16 protein-coding genes are annotated in these 16,226 nt (G+C 61.3%); 5 read left to right on the forward strand and 11 right to left on the reverse strand.

Going from position 1 to position 16,226, the window contains the following annotated elements; genetic code table 11:
- The 8 genes from C5750_RS16970 to C5750_RS17005 all read right to left on the reverse strand — a co-directional run bounded on the left by C5750_RS16970 (position 1) and on the right by C5750_RS17005 (position 8,707).
- Complete coding sequence (locus C5750_RS16970) at positions 1-798, reverse strand: ABC transporter ATP-binding protein (RefSeq protein WP_105735114.1); 798 nt, start codon at positions 796-798, stop codon at positions 1-3.
- 10 nt (positions 799-808) lie between these two features.
- Positions 809-1,699: a nitrate ABC transporter permease gene (gene ntrB / locus C5750_RS16975; RefSeq protein ID WP_105735382.1), complete on the reverse strand. Its 891-nt coding sequence runs from the start codon at positions 1,697-1,699 to the stop codon at positions 809-811.
- Between the two features lie 10 nt (positions 1,700-1,709).
- Positions 1,710-3,008, reverse strand: coding sequence for a CmpA/NrtA family ABC transporter substrate-binding protein (locus C5750_RS16980; protein WP_105735115.1), 1,299 nt, complete (start codon positions 3,006-3,008; stop codon positions 1,710-1,712).
- Between the two features lie 348 nt (positions 3,009-3,356).
- Entirely contained in the window at positions 3,357-4,592 is a 1,236-nt protein-coding gene (locus C5750_RS16985; protein ID WP_105735116.1) for a CmpA/NrtA family ABC transporter substrate-binding protein, read from the reverse strand.
- A 30-nt stretch (positions 4,593-4,622) separates the two neighbouring features.
- Positions 4,623-5,210: an ANTAR domain-containing response regulator gene (locus tag C5750_RS16990; protein WP_105735117.1), complete on the reverse strand. Its 588-nt coding sequence runs from the start codon at positions 5,208-5,210 to the stop codon at positions 4,623-4,625.
- Positions 5,211-5,321: 111 nt separating this feature from the next.
- Positions 5,322-6,410, reverse strand: coding sequence for a M24 family metallopeptidase (locus C5750_RS16995; RefSeq protein ID WP_245421150.1), 1,089 nt, complete (start codon positions 6,408-6,410; stop codon positions 5,322-5,324).
- Positions 6,411-6,484: 74 nt separating this feature from the next.
- Positions 6,485-8,074: an ABC transporter substrate-binding protein gene (locus C5750_RS17000; RefSeq protein ID WP_105735119.1), complete on the reverse strand. Its 1,590-nt coding sequence runs from the start codon at positions 8,072-8,074 to the stop codon at positions 6,485-6,487.
- 51 nt (positions 8,075-8,125) lie between these two features.
- On the reverse strand, positions 8,126-8,707 hold the full coding sequence (locus C5750_RS17005) for a helix-turn-helix domain-containing protein (RefSeq protein WP_105735120.1): 582 nt from the start codon (positions 8,705-8,707) through the stop codon (positions 8,126-8,128).
- 183 nt (positions 8,708-8,890) lie between these two features.
- On the opposite strand from C5750_RS17005, the gene C5750_RS17010 reads away from it, so the two are divergent.
- The 5 genes from C5750_RS17010 to C5750_RS17030 are packed head-to-tail and all read left to right on the forward strand — an operon-like array spanning position 8,891 to position 12,988.
- Complete coding sequence (locus tag C5750_RS17010) at positions 8,891-9,979, forward strand: ABC transporter permease (RefSeq protein ID WP_425350477.1); 1,089 nt, start codon at positions 8,891-8,893, stop codon at positions 9,977-9,979.
- An 18-nt stretch (positions 9,980-9,997) separates the two neighbouring features.
- Positions 9,998-10,894, forward strand: a complete 897-nt coding sequence (locus C5750_RS17015) for an ABC transporter permease (RefSeq protein WP_425350484.1) — start codon at positions 9,998-10,000, stop codon at positions 10,892-10,894.
- Positions 10,891-11,727 carry an ABC transporter ATP-binding protein gene (locus C5750_RS17020; protein ID WP_105735123.1) on the forward strand — a complete coding sequence of 279 codons (837 nt, stop codon included), beginning with the start codon at positions 10,891-10,893 and terminating at the stop codon, positions 11,725-11,727. The genes C5750_RS17015 and C5750_RS17020 overlap by 4 nt, the downstream gene beginning before the upstream one ends.
- Positions 11,724-12,464: an ABC transporter ATP-binding protein gene (locus tag C5750_RS17025; RefSeq protein ID WP_105735384.1), complete on the forward strand. Its 741-nt coding sequence runs from the start codon at positions 11,724-11,726 to the stop codon at positions 12,462-12,464. Before C5750_RS17020 ends, C5750_RS17025 begins: the two co-directional genes overlap by 4 nt.
- A 23-nt stretch (positions 12,465-12,487) precedes the next feature.
- Positions 12,488-12,988 (forward strand): GAF domain-containing protein, encoded by a 501-nt coding sequence (locus tag C5750_RS17030; RefSeq protein WP_105735386.1) that lies wholly within the window; start codon positions 12,488-12,490, stop codon positions 12,986-12,988.
- 23 nt (positions 12,989-13,011) lie between these two features.
- Here C5750_RS17030 and C5750_RS17035 read toward each other — a convergent pair whose 3' ends face one another.
- The 3 genes from C5750_RS17035 to C5750_RS17045 are packed head-to-tail and all read right to left on the reverse strand — an operon-like array spanning position 13,012 to position 16,225.
- A complete protein-coding gene (locus tag C5750_RS17035) occupies positions 13,012-13,410 on the reverse strand; it encodes a RidA family protein (RefSeq protein WP_105735124.1) in 399 nt (132 codons plus the stop codon).
- Between the two features lie 29 nt (positions 13,411-13,439).
- The gene (locus C5750_RS17040; protein ID WP_105735125.1) at positions 13,440-15,065 is read right to left on the reverse strand and encodes a benzoate-CoA ligase family protein; all 1,626 of its coding nucleotides are present in this window, start codon (positions 15,063-15,065) and stop codon (positions 13,440-13,442) included.
- 5 nt (positions 15,066-15,070) lie between these two features.
- Positions 15,071-16,225 carry an acyl-CoA dehydrogenase family protein gene (locus C5750_RS17045; RefSeq protein ID WP_105735126.1) on the reverse strand — a complete coding sequence of 385 codons (1,155 nt, stop codon included), beginning with the start codon at positions 16,223-16,225 and terminating at the stop codon, positions 15,071-15,073.
- Position 16,226: the final 1 nt, after the last annotated feature.

The raw sequence follows: 16,226 nt of genomic DNA on the forward strand, positions 1-16,226 counted from the left end.
TCACGCGGCCTCCACAAGACGGTGCCGCTCGTAGAGGAATTTCAGCACGGACGAACGGCAGCGGATATAGGTGGCATCGGCGGCAAGTTCGATGCGGCGGCGCGGGCGATCCAGCGGCACGTCAAGAATTTCGCCGATTCTGGCGGACGGGCCATTGGTCATCATGACGATACGATCAGAGAGCAGCACGGCTTCATCCACATCATGGGTGATCATCAGAACCGTATTGGCAAGCTCCGTATGGATCTGCATGACCTGATCCTGCAGATGCGCACGGGTGAGCGCATCCAGCGCACCGAATGGCTCATCCAGCAGCAGCACCTTGGGTTCCATGGCCAGCGCCCGGGCAATGCCGACGCGCTGCTTCATGCCGCCGGAGACTTCCGAGGGGTGCTTGTCCCTCGCATGCACCATCTGCACCAGTTCCAGATTGCGCATGGTCCATTCATGCCGTTCCGCCCGGCTCTTGCTGGCGGAAAAGACCTTGTCGACCGCCAGCTTGACGTTTTCATAGACCGTCAGCCAGGGCAGCAGCGAATGGTTCTGGAACACCACGGCACGGTCGGGTCCCGGTGTGTCGACGACAGTGCCTTCGAGAAACACCACGCCGCGCGTCGCCTGTGTCAGCCCGGCAACGATGTTGAGCAGCGTGGATTTTCCGCAGCCGGAATGGCCGATGATCGAGATGAATTCGCCTTTTTCAACGCTCAGCGAGACCTGATTGAGAACCTGTGTGCTGGCACCGCCACGGCTGAACACCATGTCGATCTGTTCGAGGGAGAGATAGGGTTTCGACATGATGGCTTCCTCAAGCGCTTGCAGTGTTGCGGGTGACGGTCCGGGCGACGAAGGCGATGGCGCGGTCGAGCAGATAGCCGACGATGCCGACATAGATCAGGGCCAGGATGATGTCGCTGATGCGCGACGAGTTCCACGCGTCCCAGATGAAGAACCCGATGCCGACGCCGCCGATCAGCATCTCGGCGGCGACGATGGCCAGCCACGACAGGCCGATGCCGATGCGCAGACCGGTGAAGATGTAGGGCGCCGCGGCGGGGATCATGATCTTGGTGAAATATTCGAACTGGTTGAGACGCAGCACCCGCGCGACATTCTGGTAATCCTGCGGAATGTTCCTGATGCCCACGGCGGTGTTGATGATGATCGGCCAGATCGCCGTGATGAAAATCACGAAAATCGCAGAGGGGTTGCCGTCCTTGAAGGCAGCCAGGGAGAGCGGCAGCCAGGCCAGCGGCGGCACCGTGCGCAGCACCTGAAAGATCGGGTCAAGCCCGCGCATCGCCCATTCGCTCTGGCCGACAAGGGTGCCGAGCGCAATGCCCGCAACCGCCGCAAGACAATACCCCAGTGCCACACGCTTCAGACTGGCGAGGATATGCCAGAACAGCCCCTGATCGACACCCTGTCCGGCATAGAACGGATGGACGATCAGCTCCCATGTTTCCGAGACCACCCGTGAGGGCGGCGGCACGCTTGCCGTCGGCGAGGAACAGAGGATTTCCCACAGCACCAGCAGGAAGACGAGCGTGATGATGGGCGGTACCACATGCGCCGCCAGCGAGGTCAGCCATGGCGGCAGACGGCGGGGAGAACCTGTCTTCGGCGGGATGGAAAGGGTCATGATTTTGGCCGCCTGGGGCTTTTCGGTCGGACGGATGGGAACAGGGCTGGCTGTCATGCCGGTTTCCTCACGCAAAACGTTTGATTTCAAGACTGGCGAGATAGGTTTGCGGAGCGTCCGGATCGAACACCTTGCCATCGAAGAAAGTCTCCGGACCGCGCGACGGCGACGCCGGAATATCGGCGGCGGCAACGCCAAGCTCCCTGGCGGCGTCGCGCCAGATGTCCTCGCGGTTCACCTTGCCGACCAATGCGGCAATATCGGTGTCCGGCGCAAATTTGCCCCAGCGGATATTCTCGGTCAGGAACCATTTTTCGTGGCTCTGGAAGGGATAGGATGTGTGATCGCGCCAGAACTTCATCAGATGCGGGCTGGCTGTTTCGACCCGGCCGGAACCGTAGTCGTAGTCGCCTTTCAATCGCCCAGCGATATCGGTTGCGGGCACATTGAACCAGGCGCGCTTGCCGACCATGGCCGCCAGCTCGTCTTTGTTGGCGAGATCATCAGCCCATTGCTGCGCTTCCATCACCGCCATCAGCAGGGCCTTGGTGGCATTCGGGTTCTTCTCCACCCAGTCCGCCCGCATGGCGAAGGATTTTTCCGGGTGTTTGGCCCAGATTTCGGCGGTGTTGACGGCGGTGTAGCCGATGCCCTGATTGACGAGCTGGGCATTCCACGGCTCGCCGACACAGAAGCAGTCCATGGTGCCGACCTTCATGTTGGCCACCATCTGCGGGGGTGGAACCACGATGGTTTCCACGTCCTTGTCCGGGTCGATCCCGCCTGCGGCCAGCCAATAGCGGATCCACAGATCGTGCGTGCCGCCGGGGAAGGTCATCGCCGCCTTTGCCGCATTGCCTTGCGCCTTCTTCCGGGCAAAAGCCTCCTTGAGCACACCCGCATTGACCCCGGCTTTCAGGCCGGCATAGGCCGAACCCACCGAAATGCCCTGCGCATCGAGATTGAGGCGCGCGAGGATGACCATTGGCAGGGGCTGGTTGTTCTGGGTGACCTTGCCGGTGCTGATCAGGTACGGCATCGGTGTCAGGATATGCGCGCCATCAATGCCGTTGCCCGCCGAACCGAGCACCAGATTGTCGCGCGTCGTGCCCCACGACGCCTGCTTGACCACCTCGACATCGGGCATGCCGTGCTTGGCAAAAAGGCCCCTTTCCTTGGCAACGATCAGCGGCGCGGCGTCGGTCAGCGCAATGAACCCGAGCGTCGCCTTGGTGGTCTCGGGTCCGGCAGCGGCCGCATGGGCGCCGCCGGGAAGCGCAGCCTTTGCCGCCGCCAGCAGCGCCAGCGTGCCCCCTGCCCGCAAAAGCGTTCGTCTCGTCAAGCCTGTCGGCAAAATCACCTTCATCGCAATTCCCCTTTGCAGCGCTGCTTCTGGTGCAGCTTGAGCCATAAAAAAACGCCGCCGGATGAAGTGCATTCACCCGATCCGGTGAATGAACTCGCCCAAGCGACGTCTGTGTCTTTGAAAGCATCCGATGGCGATGCTCGCGGTTCCTGTCTTCGTTGACGGAACGGTTTTATAAAAGCAATAAGCGTGCCAACCGGGTCTTATATTTATAAGTTATTGTAATTAATGTATATTTTTATAGTCCAGATATTTTTCATTGCAGGCAATCGAAGGGCAGCGCAGGCGAAATGAGCAGAACGGCCATCAGAACCGCACATTTATTGTGCAGAGCACAAATTCTGCCCATCAGGCCTCGTCCCGGGTTGCGGCGGGATTTTCAAGATTGTGGACATCAAAGCCCTTGACATAGGCGGGAATGTCCTGGGGATCGAACACGGCGCCGTCGATGAACCCGTCCTGGCGCTGGCCACCCTCCACGCGCACATCCGCCACGGGAATACCGGCGCGAGGTCCGAGCGCATGGCGGTAGAGATCTGGACGGAAGGCGGTCGCGACCCTCGCCTGCTTGTCCGGCGAATGATCCACCTGTCCCCACCGCACCATCTGGCTGAATATCCATTGCGCCTGGCTGACCCAAGGGAAGTTTGCGCCGTCGCGGTGGAAGGTGAAATAGTCGGAGACCGTCCGCTCGTGCCCGTCGGGGTCGGTGGTGAACCTGCCCATGAGAACCCGGTGCAGGATGTCCACCGGCGCATCGATATAACGCGGCTCGGCGAGAATCTCGGCAAGCACGCGGCGATTGTCCGGCACATCGCACCACGCAGCCGCGCGATCCAGCGCAACGATCAGCCGCGCCAATGTTTCAGGATTGGCATCCGCCCATTCCGGCCGCACGCCGATGACCTTTTCCGGGCTGGACGGCCAGATGTCCTCCTTGACCGCAACGATGCGTCCGACTTCGCGGGCGACGGCCACCATGTTCCATGGCGCGCCGACGCAGAAACCGTCAATGGCGCCCGCCGACAGGGCATCGGATGTCATGGGCGGCGGCACGACCACCAGTTTGACGTCGCGGTCCGGATGGATGCCGCCTGCCGCCAGCCAATAGCGCAGCTCATAATTGTGCGAGGAAAACGGATAGGTCGTGCCAAGCACCGGCAATGGCTCGCCGCGCTCTTTCATATCGTCGATCACGCGCTTGAGAGCCTCGGCATTGGCAAGCGCGTCCTCATTACCGGCAAGACCGGTCAGCGCCTGCATGCGGCGATACAGCTTCACCGACAGGGTAATGGCATTGCCGCCGCGCCCGAGCGTGAACGGCGTGATGACAGCCGAGGGATTGGAACCGAGCCCCAAGGCGGAGGCGACCGGCATGGGCGCCAGCATGTGGGCGGCATCGAACTGCCGGAAGGCCAGCCGATCCCGGATATTGGCCCAGGACACGTCTTTCACCAGTTCAAGCTGAATGCCTTCACGCGCGGCGAAACCAAATTCGGCCGCCGCGATGAGAACGGAAGCATCGACAAGCGGAATGAAGCCCGCGCGAACGACACGGACGCCCATATCCTGGCCATTGTCCATCCGGATAAAACTCACGGCCAACCTCTCTTTCTAGCTTCCCAGCATGGCAGCCGCCATGACGACGCTCTGTGCGATATCGGCGAGCTTCTTCTTCTCGTTCATGGCCGCCTGCCGCAGCAGCGCATAGGCCTCGTCTTCCGATATTGTGCGCGATTTCATCAAAATACCCTTGGCGCGCTCGACGACCTTGCGCTCTTCCAGGGCGCTTTTTGCCTCGGCCAGTTCCTGCTGCAGCCGGCTGAAAGCCTTGAAGCGGCTGACCGCCATGTCGAGAATGGGCTTGACGCGCTCCTTCTTCAAACCATCCACCACATAGGCGGACACGCCGGCATCCACGGCCGCCTCGATCGACGCGGTATCGGAGCTGTCGACAAACATGGCGATCGGCTTGCGCACGGAGCGGCTGAGCTGGAACAGATGCTCCAGCATATCGCGATTGGGGGTTTCGATATCGATGACGATGACATCGGGCGCGATCCGCTCGATCTGCCGGGCAAGCCCGACAATGTCATGCAGAACAACGACGCGGTCATGGCCCGCCTCCCGCAAGCCTTCCTCGATAATGGAAGCGCGGATGCGGTTTTCGTCGAAGACCATGATGGTGAGCGCAGCGGACATGCCTTAATTTTGCGCATGCACCAAAATTGTGCAATGCTACATTAGGACACATCGGCAAAGGCAGGGATAGGAGGCCATTTCCCGGCGGAAACAGCCTCCCATTGCGATTGATCAGGCCTTGAAAGCAGCCCTCGGCAGTTCGGACAGCACTTCCGCCCTGTTGCCGCGCATGATGACGATCTCCTCGAGGCGGATGCCGAATTTGCCGTTGAGATAAATTCCCGGCTCGATCGAGAACACATGCCCGTCCTCGAGAATGGCCTCGGACGTTGCGGTGATATAGGGCGGCTCGTGAATGTCGATGCCCATGCCATGGCCGGTGCGATGCAGGAAATATGCGCCGTAACCCGCCTGGGTGATCACATCGCGCGCCGCCTTGTCGACCTCCTTGGCGACGACACCCGGCTTGGCCGCGGCCAGCGCCGCCTTGACGGCCGCATCGAGAACCGCATGCACCTTGTCGAAATCTTCAGGCGTTTCACCACAGACGGCAACGCGGGTCATGTCGCTGGGATAGCCGTCGCTGCGCCCGCCAATGTCAATCAGCACGGCTTCATTGGCCTTGAGCACACGCTCGCCGGTGTGATGGTGCGGAAACGCCCCATTCTCGCCGAAACAGACGCTGGTGAATTCCGGCTTTGCATTGTTTGCCTTGTAGTAGTCCCGGACAACACCGGCAATCTCAAGCTCCGTTACACCGGGCTTCAACGCGGCAAATGCCGCACGCATCGCGCCATCATTGATGAGCGCATTGGCCTTGAGCGCGGCATATTCCGCATCATCCTTGCGCGCCCGCAGATAGCCGACGGTATCGCTCAGGAAGGTGCGTTTGGCACCAGGCAGCGCATCGATCACCAGCAGGGCGAAATCCGCCCGCATCGTTTCATCCAGCGCGATCCTGATATCCTGCTTTGTCCCGACGACGTCTTTCAAAACGGCGGCGAGCGCCGCATCGGGACCCTCGCCGTCCGTCCATGGATAGAACGGAAGGTCGGTGTGCTGGCGCGAGCTGTCGGCATTGAGCGCCGGCATCAAAATCCCGGCATGATCCCTGCCGACAAACAGCATGACCGGCCGCTCGTCGCCATGCGGCGAGAGCCCGGCAAGCCAGACCATATGCGAGGAAGGACCGACAACGACCAGATCGGTTGCGGTTTCAGCCATGCGCTCCCGCAGGCGCGCCATCCGAAGTTCAGACATTTTACTATTCCCGTTGTTATGGATGCCAGATACCGGCCGCCCGGCGATCCGGGCAGCCTTTTGAGGAGTTCAGATCAGTTCTTTTTCACGAGACGGTAGAAGACGAAGTCCGAGGTCGCGCCGTTGACATAGCCCGAAACAGTCTTGGCAAGCGCAACCTGCGTTGCCGCCTGGAACATGACGATGATCGGCGATTTCGCCTGCACCTGCTTCTGCAGATCGACATACATCTGGTTGCGCTTGGACGGATCGGCTTCCGCCCGCGCCGCCTTCGTTGCGGCGTTGAGTTCGGCAGGCACCGCCCAGCCATTGCGCCACGTGGTGGTCGACTGGTAGTTGCCGTCGGAATTGTCCTCGTTGAAGGCAAATGCCTTGGCGTTCGAATCCGGATCCATGAAATCCGGGCCCCAATAGAGCAGCATGGCTTCATGCGTGCGGGCACGGTATTTGGTGATGACCTGGCTGCCCGTCCCCGGAATGATGTTGAAGTTGATCCCGGCTTCGGCAAAGCCCGCCTGCAGCGATTGCGCCATGTCGGTGAACGGCGTTGAATTGATCACGTCGAGCGTCACCTTGATCGGGGTTTTCACACCGGCATCGGCAAGGATCTTCTTCGCCTTGGCCGGATCATAGGCATAGGGCGTCTCATCGAGCGATCCGGGGAAACCCGCCGGCCAGAATGCCTGATGCACCTGCATCTGGCCCTTGAGGAACGAGTCCGTCATGCCCTTGTAGTTGACGAGATAGCGCGCAGCTTCCCAGATGGCCGGATTGGTCAGCGCCTCGTCCTTCTGGTTGAGGCTCAGGAAATGCACGGCGGCCTGCGGATAGGTTTCCACATTGACCGTACCCTTGGTCGAAAGGCTGGCGATCTGATCCGGCGTCAGGTTCTTGGCAATATCCACATCGCCGGATTCGAGCAGCAATTGCTGCGTCGCGGCTTCCGCCACATGGCGGATGATGACCGACTTCATGGCCGGAGCGCCGGCGAAATAGTTGGGATTGCCGGCAAGGTTGATGATCTCGGCCGGACGGAAAGCCTTCAGGACAAAGGGGCCTGTCCCGGCGGAATTCGACTTGAGCCAGGCATTGCCCATGTCGCCATTGGTTGCGTGGCCCTGTACCGTGACGGCATCGATGATCGAGGCCGGGCGGGCGGCGAGAACATTGAGCACAAAGGCGGACGAGAAATCGCCATCATATTTGACGACGACCGTATTGCCCGACGCCGTGACCATCTTGTCATAGTTTTCAGGGGTCCAGCCCAGCTGCGCCAGGATGAAGGCAGGCGCCTTGTTCAGCGCAATGACGCGTTTCCAGGAATAAACCACATCTTCCGCGCGCAGCGGATTGCCGGATGTGAATTTCACCCCGTCCCGCAGGGTGAAGGTGATGGTCTTGGCGGCATCATCCGCCGTCCATGCCGTTGCCAGGCCCGGTGCCAGCGTCTTCACATCGGGTGCATCATACTGCACCAGACGGTCATAGGTCTGGGTCACATATTCGCCCGAGGTGAACTCATAGGCCTCGGCCGGATCGATGCTGACGATATCGTCGATGTTCTGGGCCACGACAAGCGCATTGCCGGGCGTTGCCGCATGGGCAAACGGCGCTGCCGGTATGATCATGGAAGCGGCCAGCAGTGCCGCCTTGAACAGTTTCATTGTACATTCTCCTCTGGATTGTTCTTGTTGTTGGGTTGTTTATGGAAGGTTTTAAAGCCGGGGCCGGAATACGGGCAATGTCCCGGTCCACAGAACCCGCGCCGTCTTGCCGGTGTCGTTCCACCAGGCATGGGGCCGGTTGCCGCGAAAATGCAGGCTGTCGCCCGCGGAGATCACCACCTCCTCGTCATCGAGCCTGTGGGTGATGGCTCCTTCAAGCACGTAGAGGATTTCTTCGCCTTCGTGGCTGACCGTTTCGGAACGATAACCCGCTGGTATGTGCATGATGACGGACGAGAGGACGTTCCCGGCAAAATCCGCAGCGATCTGCTCATAGACAATGGAGGAACCATCGACCGAGAATTTCTGCCGCTCGCCCTGGCGTGTCAGCGCATCTTCCGCCGTGGGCGTGGCAATAAAATAATCCACCCCGACGTCGAGACTGCGCGCAATCTGCGCAAGCGTTCCCAGCGACGGTGTGGCATGATCGCGCTCGACCTGGCTGAGATAGCCGACCGAAATGCCCGCGGCGTCGCAGATTTCCTGCAATGTCAGCTGTAGCTGCCGCCGGCGTGCCCGGATCATGGCCCCTACCTTAAGCTGTGGCGCAGCGTTGCGAAATTCGGACGTCATGGGCGATTCCAATCCCAGTAAAATTTCTTTGATCTAAGCAAAAATTTTTGTATGGTCCAAGCAGAATCTTCGGCATGGTCAGGGAAAGTGCCATCGCACCCCCGGCGTTCAGACCGGGATCGACGGGAACAATCGACACGAACGGGCCGCCCAATGGCCCAAAATGGGGGAAGGCTGCGGCTTTTGGCATTTGAATCCGAAACAGTGGCAGATATTGCCGCCAAGCCGGCCAGGCGGCCTGGTTTTCACAGGAGCCGTGGCGCCCGCCTGCTGGTCGGGCTCGCCGGGTTCATCGTATCGGTGCTCATCACCTTTCTCGGGCTCCTGGCAATCACCTTCTTCATTGGCCGCTTGGTCCCGATCGATCCGGTTCTCGCCGTCGTGGGCGACCGGGCGCCACGCGCTGTCTATGAGGCGGCGCGGCTGCAGATGGGACTGGACCAGCCGGTGCCCATCCAGTTCATCCGCTATGTCGCCTCGGTCCTCTCGGGCGACCTCGGCACATCCGTGTCGACGGGCAAACTCGTTCTCGATGACCTGAAGCGCGTCTTTCCGGCAACGCTGGAAATGGCGACGCTCGGCATCATCATCGGCGTCCTGCTCGGCGTGCCCATGGGCGTCTATGCGGCGAGCCGCAGGGGCAGCCTTGTCGACCAGATCATCCGCGTCATCGGGCTTTTGGGCTATGCGGTGCCCGCCTTCTGGCTTGGCCTTGTCGGCCTTGCCGTCTTCTATGCGCGGCTGAAATGGGTCGCAGGGCCCGGCCGCCTCGACATCTTCTATGACGGCCTCATCGATCCCGTCACCGGCATCGTGCTGATCGACAGCCTGCTTGCCGGTGAAACCGATATCTTCTTCAATGCGCTCTGGCATCTGGCGCTGCCCGCATCGGTGCTCGGGTTCTTCAGCCTTGCCTATATCGCGCGCATGACGCGCTCCTTCATGCTCGACCAGCTGTCGCAGGAATATGTAACCACGGCGCGCGTCAAGGGCGTCTCGGAGCGGCTGGTGATCTGGCGCCATGCCTTCCGCCCCATTCTGGTTCCCCTGATCACCGTGATCGGCCTTTCCTATGCCGGTCTCTTGGAGGGCTCGGTGATGATCGAGACGATCTTCTCCTGGCCGGGCATCGGCAACTATCTCACCGTGGCGCTGCTCAATGCCGACATGTCCGCCGTTCTCGGCGCCACGCTGGTGATCGGCGCCGTCTTCATCGGCATCAACAAGATTTCCGACGTGCTCTACCGCGTCCTCGATCCCCGTGCGCGTTAGGAGACGGCGATGACAACCATGCACAGCTGGCTGATCGATGACAGCCCCGCCTCCCGCCTGCAGGCCCGGCTTGGCCGCCTCTACCGCATATGCGGCGCCCTGTCGCGCAATCCGCTTGCCGCCGTCGGCGCGATCATCATTCTGCTGCTGATCCTCACAGCGATCTTCGCGCCGCTGATCGCCACCCATGATCCGCTGAAGCAGGATCTGGCGCAGCGCCTGCTGCCGCCCGGCAGCATCTACTGGATGGGTACCGACGAGCTTGGCCGGGATATCTGGTCGCGCGTCGTCTATGGCGCGCGTATCACCCTTGTCATCGTCGTGCTGGTCGCGGTGCTGGCAGCGCCCGCCGGACTGATCATCGGCGCCATATCAGGATATTTCGGCGGATGGATCGACCGGGTTCTCATGGGCGTCACCGATATTTTCCTGTCCATGCCGAAACTCATCCTGGCGCTGGCCCTTGTCGCGGCGCTCGGGCCCGGCATCGAGAACGCCATCATCGCCATCGCCATCACCTCATGGCCCGGTTATGCGCGCATCGCCCGGGCGGAAACACTGACCTTCAAGAATGCGGAGTTCATTGCCGCCATCCGCCTGCAGGGGGCGTCGTCGCTGCGGGTCATTCTCGGCCATGTGCTGCCGCTGTGCACCTCGTCGATGATCGTGCGCGTCACGCTCGACATGGCCGGCATCATCCTGACCGCCGCGGGCCTCGGCTTTATCGGGCTCGGAGCGCAGCCACCCCTGCCCGAATGGGGCGCCATGATTGCGCGCGGCCGTTCCTTCATCCTCGACCAGTGGTGGGTTGCCACCATGCCGGGCTTCGCCATCATCATCGTCAGCCTCGGCTTCTGCTTCCTCGGCGATGGCCTGCGGGACGTCCTTGATCCCAAGAGCGGAGAACAGCATTGAGCGCGCCCCTGCTTGAGATCGAAAACCTGCGTGTCTCCTTCCCCACGCAGAAGGGTATCATCGACGTGGTGCGCGGCGTCTCCTTCACCCTTGGCCGCGAACGGCTGGGGATTGTCGGCGAAAGCGGCTCGGGCAAATCGATGACCGGGCGCGCCATCCTCAAACTCATCCGCGCGCCCGGCACCATCCGTGCGGACACGTTCCGTTTCGATGGTATCGACCTGCTCAAACAGACAGAGAAGGCGATGCGCCGCATCCGTGGCGCCCGCATTTCCATGGTCATGCAGGACCCGAAATTCTCGCTCAACCCGGTCATGACCGTGGGCGAGCAGATTGCGGAAGCATTGCAAACCCACCAGCGCCTGTCCCGCCGGGAAACCCAAAAGCGCGTACTCACAATGCTCGAAGCGGTGCGCATCGATGATCCCGAACGGGTCGCCGGCCTTTACCCGCATGAGATTTCCGGCGGCATGGGCCAGCGGGTGATGATCGCCATGATGCTCATCCCCGAGCCCGATCTGCTGATTGCCGACGAGCCGACCTCGGCGCTCGACGTTTCGGTGCAGGCGCAGGTTCTCGACATCATCGACGAACAGGTCAGACGCAAGGGTATGGGCCTGATCTTCATCAGCCACGATCTCAATCTCGTCTCCAGCTATTGCGACCGCATACTGGTGATGAACACCGGCGAGATTGTCGAGGAATGCCAGGCGGGCGAATTGCGCAACGCCGTGCATCCCTATACGCGCGGGCTGATTGCCGCCATTCCGCGGCTCGATGAAACGCGTGACGAACTGCCCGTTCTCGACCGCAGCGCATGGGTGGCCAAATGACCGCACTCTCCCTGAAGCACCTCGACATCTCCTATGGCGAGACGCAGATCACCCACGGCATCAGCCTCGACATCGCCGAAGGCGAAAGCTTCGCGCTGGTTGGCGAAAGTGGCTCCGGCAAATCGACGGTGCTGAAGGCGGTTGCCGGTCTCGCACCGCAATGGACCGGCTCGATCACCGTTTTCGGCCAGCCGCGCAGCCACGGCATCGACCAGCATTTCGCCCGGCATTGCCAGATGGTGTTCCAGGACCCCTACGGTTCGCTGCATCCGCGCAAGACCATCGATGCCATCCTCAGTGAACCGCTGGCCATTCACGGCATTGGCAACCAGAACAGCCGGGTCGAGGACATGCTGGTCGCGGTCGGTCTCGACCGCAAATTCCGCTTCCGCTATCCCCATCAATTGTCCGGCGGCCAGCGCCAGCGCGTCGCCATCGCCCGCGCCCTGATGCTTGAACCCAAGCTGCTGCTTTTGGACGAGCCGACCTCGGCGCTCGACGTCTCGGTGCAGGCTGAGATCCTCAACCTGCTGAAGCGTCTGCGGCGCCAACAGAACCTCACCTTTCTCATGGTGACCCACAATCTGCCGGTCGTGTCCTTCCTCTGCGACCGTCTGGCGGTGATGCGCCACGGACGGATCGTCGAGATCGCCGATGTGGCCGACCTCAAGCGCGGCGCGCTCCAGGAACCCTATTCGCGTGAACTGATGGATATCAGCGTCGCGCATGCCGGTTGAACAATGACACCAAGGAAATGAAAATGACACAGGATGAAGTCGCAACGGCCCTGGCCGAATTTGACGCCGGTATCGCCAATGGCACCCATGACGAAGCGCCTTGGCAGGCATTGCAGACGCTGTCGCAAAAGATCATCGGCGCCAAGCTGTTCACCATCATGACCGTCGACATGAAGAACGAGCTGGCCCGCCGTGAATACACATCCGACGCCGAAAGCTATCCAGTGTCCGGCACCAAGCCGATCCACTATGACCGCTGGTTCGACACGGTGCACAAGGACAGGCAGTCCTTCGTTGCCAATACCATCGCCGATATCGCGACGGTGTTTTCCGACCATGAAACCATCTGGGCGCTCGGCTGCGGCTCGGTCATCAATATTCCCGTGGTGATTGCGGGCGAGCTGCTCGGCACGGTCAATTGCCTCGATGTCGAGCACCACTACACGCCCGAACGGGTCGAGCGCTCAAAACTGCTGGCCATTCCGGCCAAGCTGGCATTTCTGGCGGCCAGCAAGGCCGCCTAAACAGTACTCTCCTGCCCGCGCAATCAGCGGGCAGGAATGACGGCTGTCGCTTCGATTTCAACCAAAGCGCGATCTTCCAGAAGAGCAACGACCTGCACCAGGGTCATTGCCGGGTAATGACGTCCAAATACCCGGCGATAGGCTTCGCCCAGCCGCTTCTGTTCGGCCACATAGACCTTCTTGTCGGTGATGAACCAGGTCAGCCGCACGAGATCGGTTGTCTCGGCACCCGCGCTTTCCAGCACGTCGACAATGTTGCGCATGGCCTGCTCGGCCTGCCCGACGAAATCATCGGTCTCGAATGTCTGGTCCTTGGTCCAGCCGATCTGGCCGCCGACAAAGATGACCTTCCCCTCGGCTGCCATGCCGTTGGAGTATCCCTTTGCCGCCGGCCAGCCCTGCGGATGTATGATCTCTGCCATTCGAATGTCCTGCCTGATTATTGTATGGGTTATTGCTGATATGCCTTGCGCAGTTGAAAGCGCTGTATTTTCCCGGTCGCCGTCTTGGGCAGCGCATCGAGGAATTTGATCGAACGCGGATATTTGTACGGCGCTATGACCTGTTTGACGTGGTCCTGCAAGCGCTTGACCGTTTCGCCGCTGGCGGAAACACCCGGCCGCAGCACCACATGCGCCTGGACGATCTGGCCGCGTTCCGCATCGGGCGCACCGATGACGGCGCATTCGCTGACGTCGGGATGGGCGAGCAGTGCCGCTTCCACTTCCGGCCCGGCAATGTTGTAACCGGCCGAGATGATCATGTCGTCGGAGCGGGCGGCAAAATGGAAATAGCCGTCTTCGTCCTGAAAGAAGGAATCGCCGGTCAAATTCCAGCCGTCGCGCACATAATTCTTCTGGCGCTTGTCGGCGAGATAGCGGCAGCCGATCGGCCCGCGCACCGCCAGCCTGCCAATCTCGCCGCGCGGCACTTCGCGCATCGCCTCATCGACAATAACCGCCTGGTAGCCGCTGACGGGCTTGCCCGTCTTGCCGGGCCCGGAATCCTCCAGCCGGTTGCTGATGAAGATGTGCAGCATTTCCGTGGCGCCGATACCATCGAGCAGCGGCTTGCCGGTTTTTTGCATCCAGGCCTCATAGATCGGCGCCGGCAGCGTCTCGCCCGCCGAAACCGCGATGCGCAGCGAGGAAAGGTCCGCCCCCTGGTTCATTGCCTGCAGCATGACCCGGTAGGCGGTCGGCGCGGTGAAGCTGATGGTTGCCTTGTACGTCTCGATGATGTCGATCATCTTCGGCGGCGTGGCCTGTTCCAGAAGGGTTGCCGCCGCGCCGAACCGCAGGGGAAAGATCGCCAGCCCGCCAAGACCGAAGGTGAAGGCAAGCGGCGGCGATCCTACGAAAATATCGTCGGGGCGAACGCCCAGAACTTCCTTCGCATAGCCGTCGGCGATGATGAGAAGATCCCGATGAAAATGCATCGTCGCCTTCGGCTCGCCCGTCGTGCCCGATGTGAAGCCGAGCAGCGCGACATCGTCGCGGCCGGTTTTCACCGCCTCGAAACGCACGGATTTGTCCAGCGCGATCCGGTCCAGTTCCGCCTCGTGATTGGCCGTTCCGTCAAAGCCGACAACGCGCTTCAGGAACCGGCTGGTCTTCGCGCAGGTCTCCATGTCTTCGAGCAGCCGCGTATCGCACAGCGCCAGGGATATCTGCGCCTTGTCGACGATCTGTGTGAGTTCGCCCGCCCGCAGCATCGGCATCGTATTGACGACGACGGCCCCCACCTTGGTTGCCGCCAGCCAGCAGGCGACCATGGCCGGATTGTTGGCGGAGCGGATGAGAACGCGGTTGCCCGGCTCGACGCCGTAATTTTCGACCAGCGCATGGGCGATGCGGTTGGTCCAGTCGGTCAGTTCCTTGTAGGTGCGGCGGCGGCCATTGCCGATCAGCGCCGTATTGTCGCCAAACCCCTTGGCCACCATCGCGTCGGTCAGTTCCACGGCGGCGTTCAGCCATTCCGGATACTGGAAGTTCTCCATCAGCAGTTCCGGCCATTCCTCGAACGGAGGAAGATTATCCCGCGTAAAGTGATCCGTATGCGCCGATGGTCCCAACATTCGCTTTATCCCCTTGCAAGTTCATGCCTTGCGATGATTATTTTTTGTACGTCCGACGCACCTTCATAGATGCGCAATGCCCTGATTTCGCGGTAGAGGCGCTCGACAACACTGCCTTTGCGCACGCCGTCGCCGCCGTGAATCTGAACCGCCTTGTCGATCACGCTCTGCGCGCGGTCGGTGGCATAGAGCTTGGCCATGGCGGCTTCCCGGCTGACCCGTTCGGCGCCGCTGTCCTTCAGCCACGCCGCCCGGTAGACGAGCAGCGCCGCCGCATCGATATCCAGCGCCATATCGGCGATGTGCCCCTGCACCATCTGCAGCTCGGACATGGGCGCGCCGAAGAGATGGCGGCCATTGGCACGTTTGACCGATTCCTCAAGCGCCCGGCGGGCAAAGCCCAGCGCGGCCGCCGCTACGGTCGAACGGAAGACATCAAGCACCGACATGGCAATGCGAAAACCCTGCCCGGGCGAGCCAATGAGAGCGGATGCCGGTATGCGGCAATTATCGAAGACCAGCCGCGCCAGCGGATGCGGGGCGATCACCTCAAGCCGTTCGGCGATGATCAGGCCCGGCGTATCCGCAGGCACGATGAAGGCAGAAATGCCCTTGGCCCCATCGCCCTCGCCGGTGCGGGCAAACACCGTATAGACATCGGCAATGCCGCCATTGGAAATCCAGGTCTTTTCGCCATTGAGGACAAAGCTGTCGCCATCGCGCACGGCCGACAGTTCAAGATTGGCAACGTCGGATCCCGATTGCGGTTCGCTGAGCGCGAAGGCCGAGAGCGCCTTGCCTGCCCGCGTTCGCGTCAGCCATTCCCGCTTCTGCGCATCGGTCCCGAACAGCGAGAGCGCACCGGTGCCCAGCCCCTGCATGGCAAAGGCGAAATCCGCCAGACCGTCATGCCGCGCCAGCGTCTCGCGGATGATGCAAAGGCTGCGCACGTCAAGCCTGCCGCCGGCGGCGGGATCAACTGCCGTGTGTTGGAGAAGACCGGCCGCTCCAAGCCCGGCAACCAGGTTCAGGCAGGCATCGTCGACATTTTCGTGGTCGATGTGGCCGGTGTTTTCCGTGGCCCAGCGTTCCACCTCATCGGCAAGACGGCGATGCACATCGTCGAAGAACGGCCATGACAGGAAGCTGCGGTCCATCATC

Source organism: Phyllobacterium myrsinacearum, assembly GCF_002980555.1.
GTDB classification, from domain to species: Bacteria; Pseudomonadota; Alphaproteobacteria; order Rhizobiales; family Rhizobiaceae; genus Phyllobacterium; species Phyllobacterium myrsinacearum.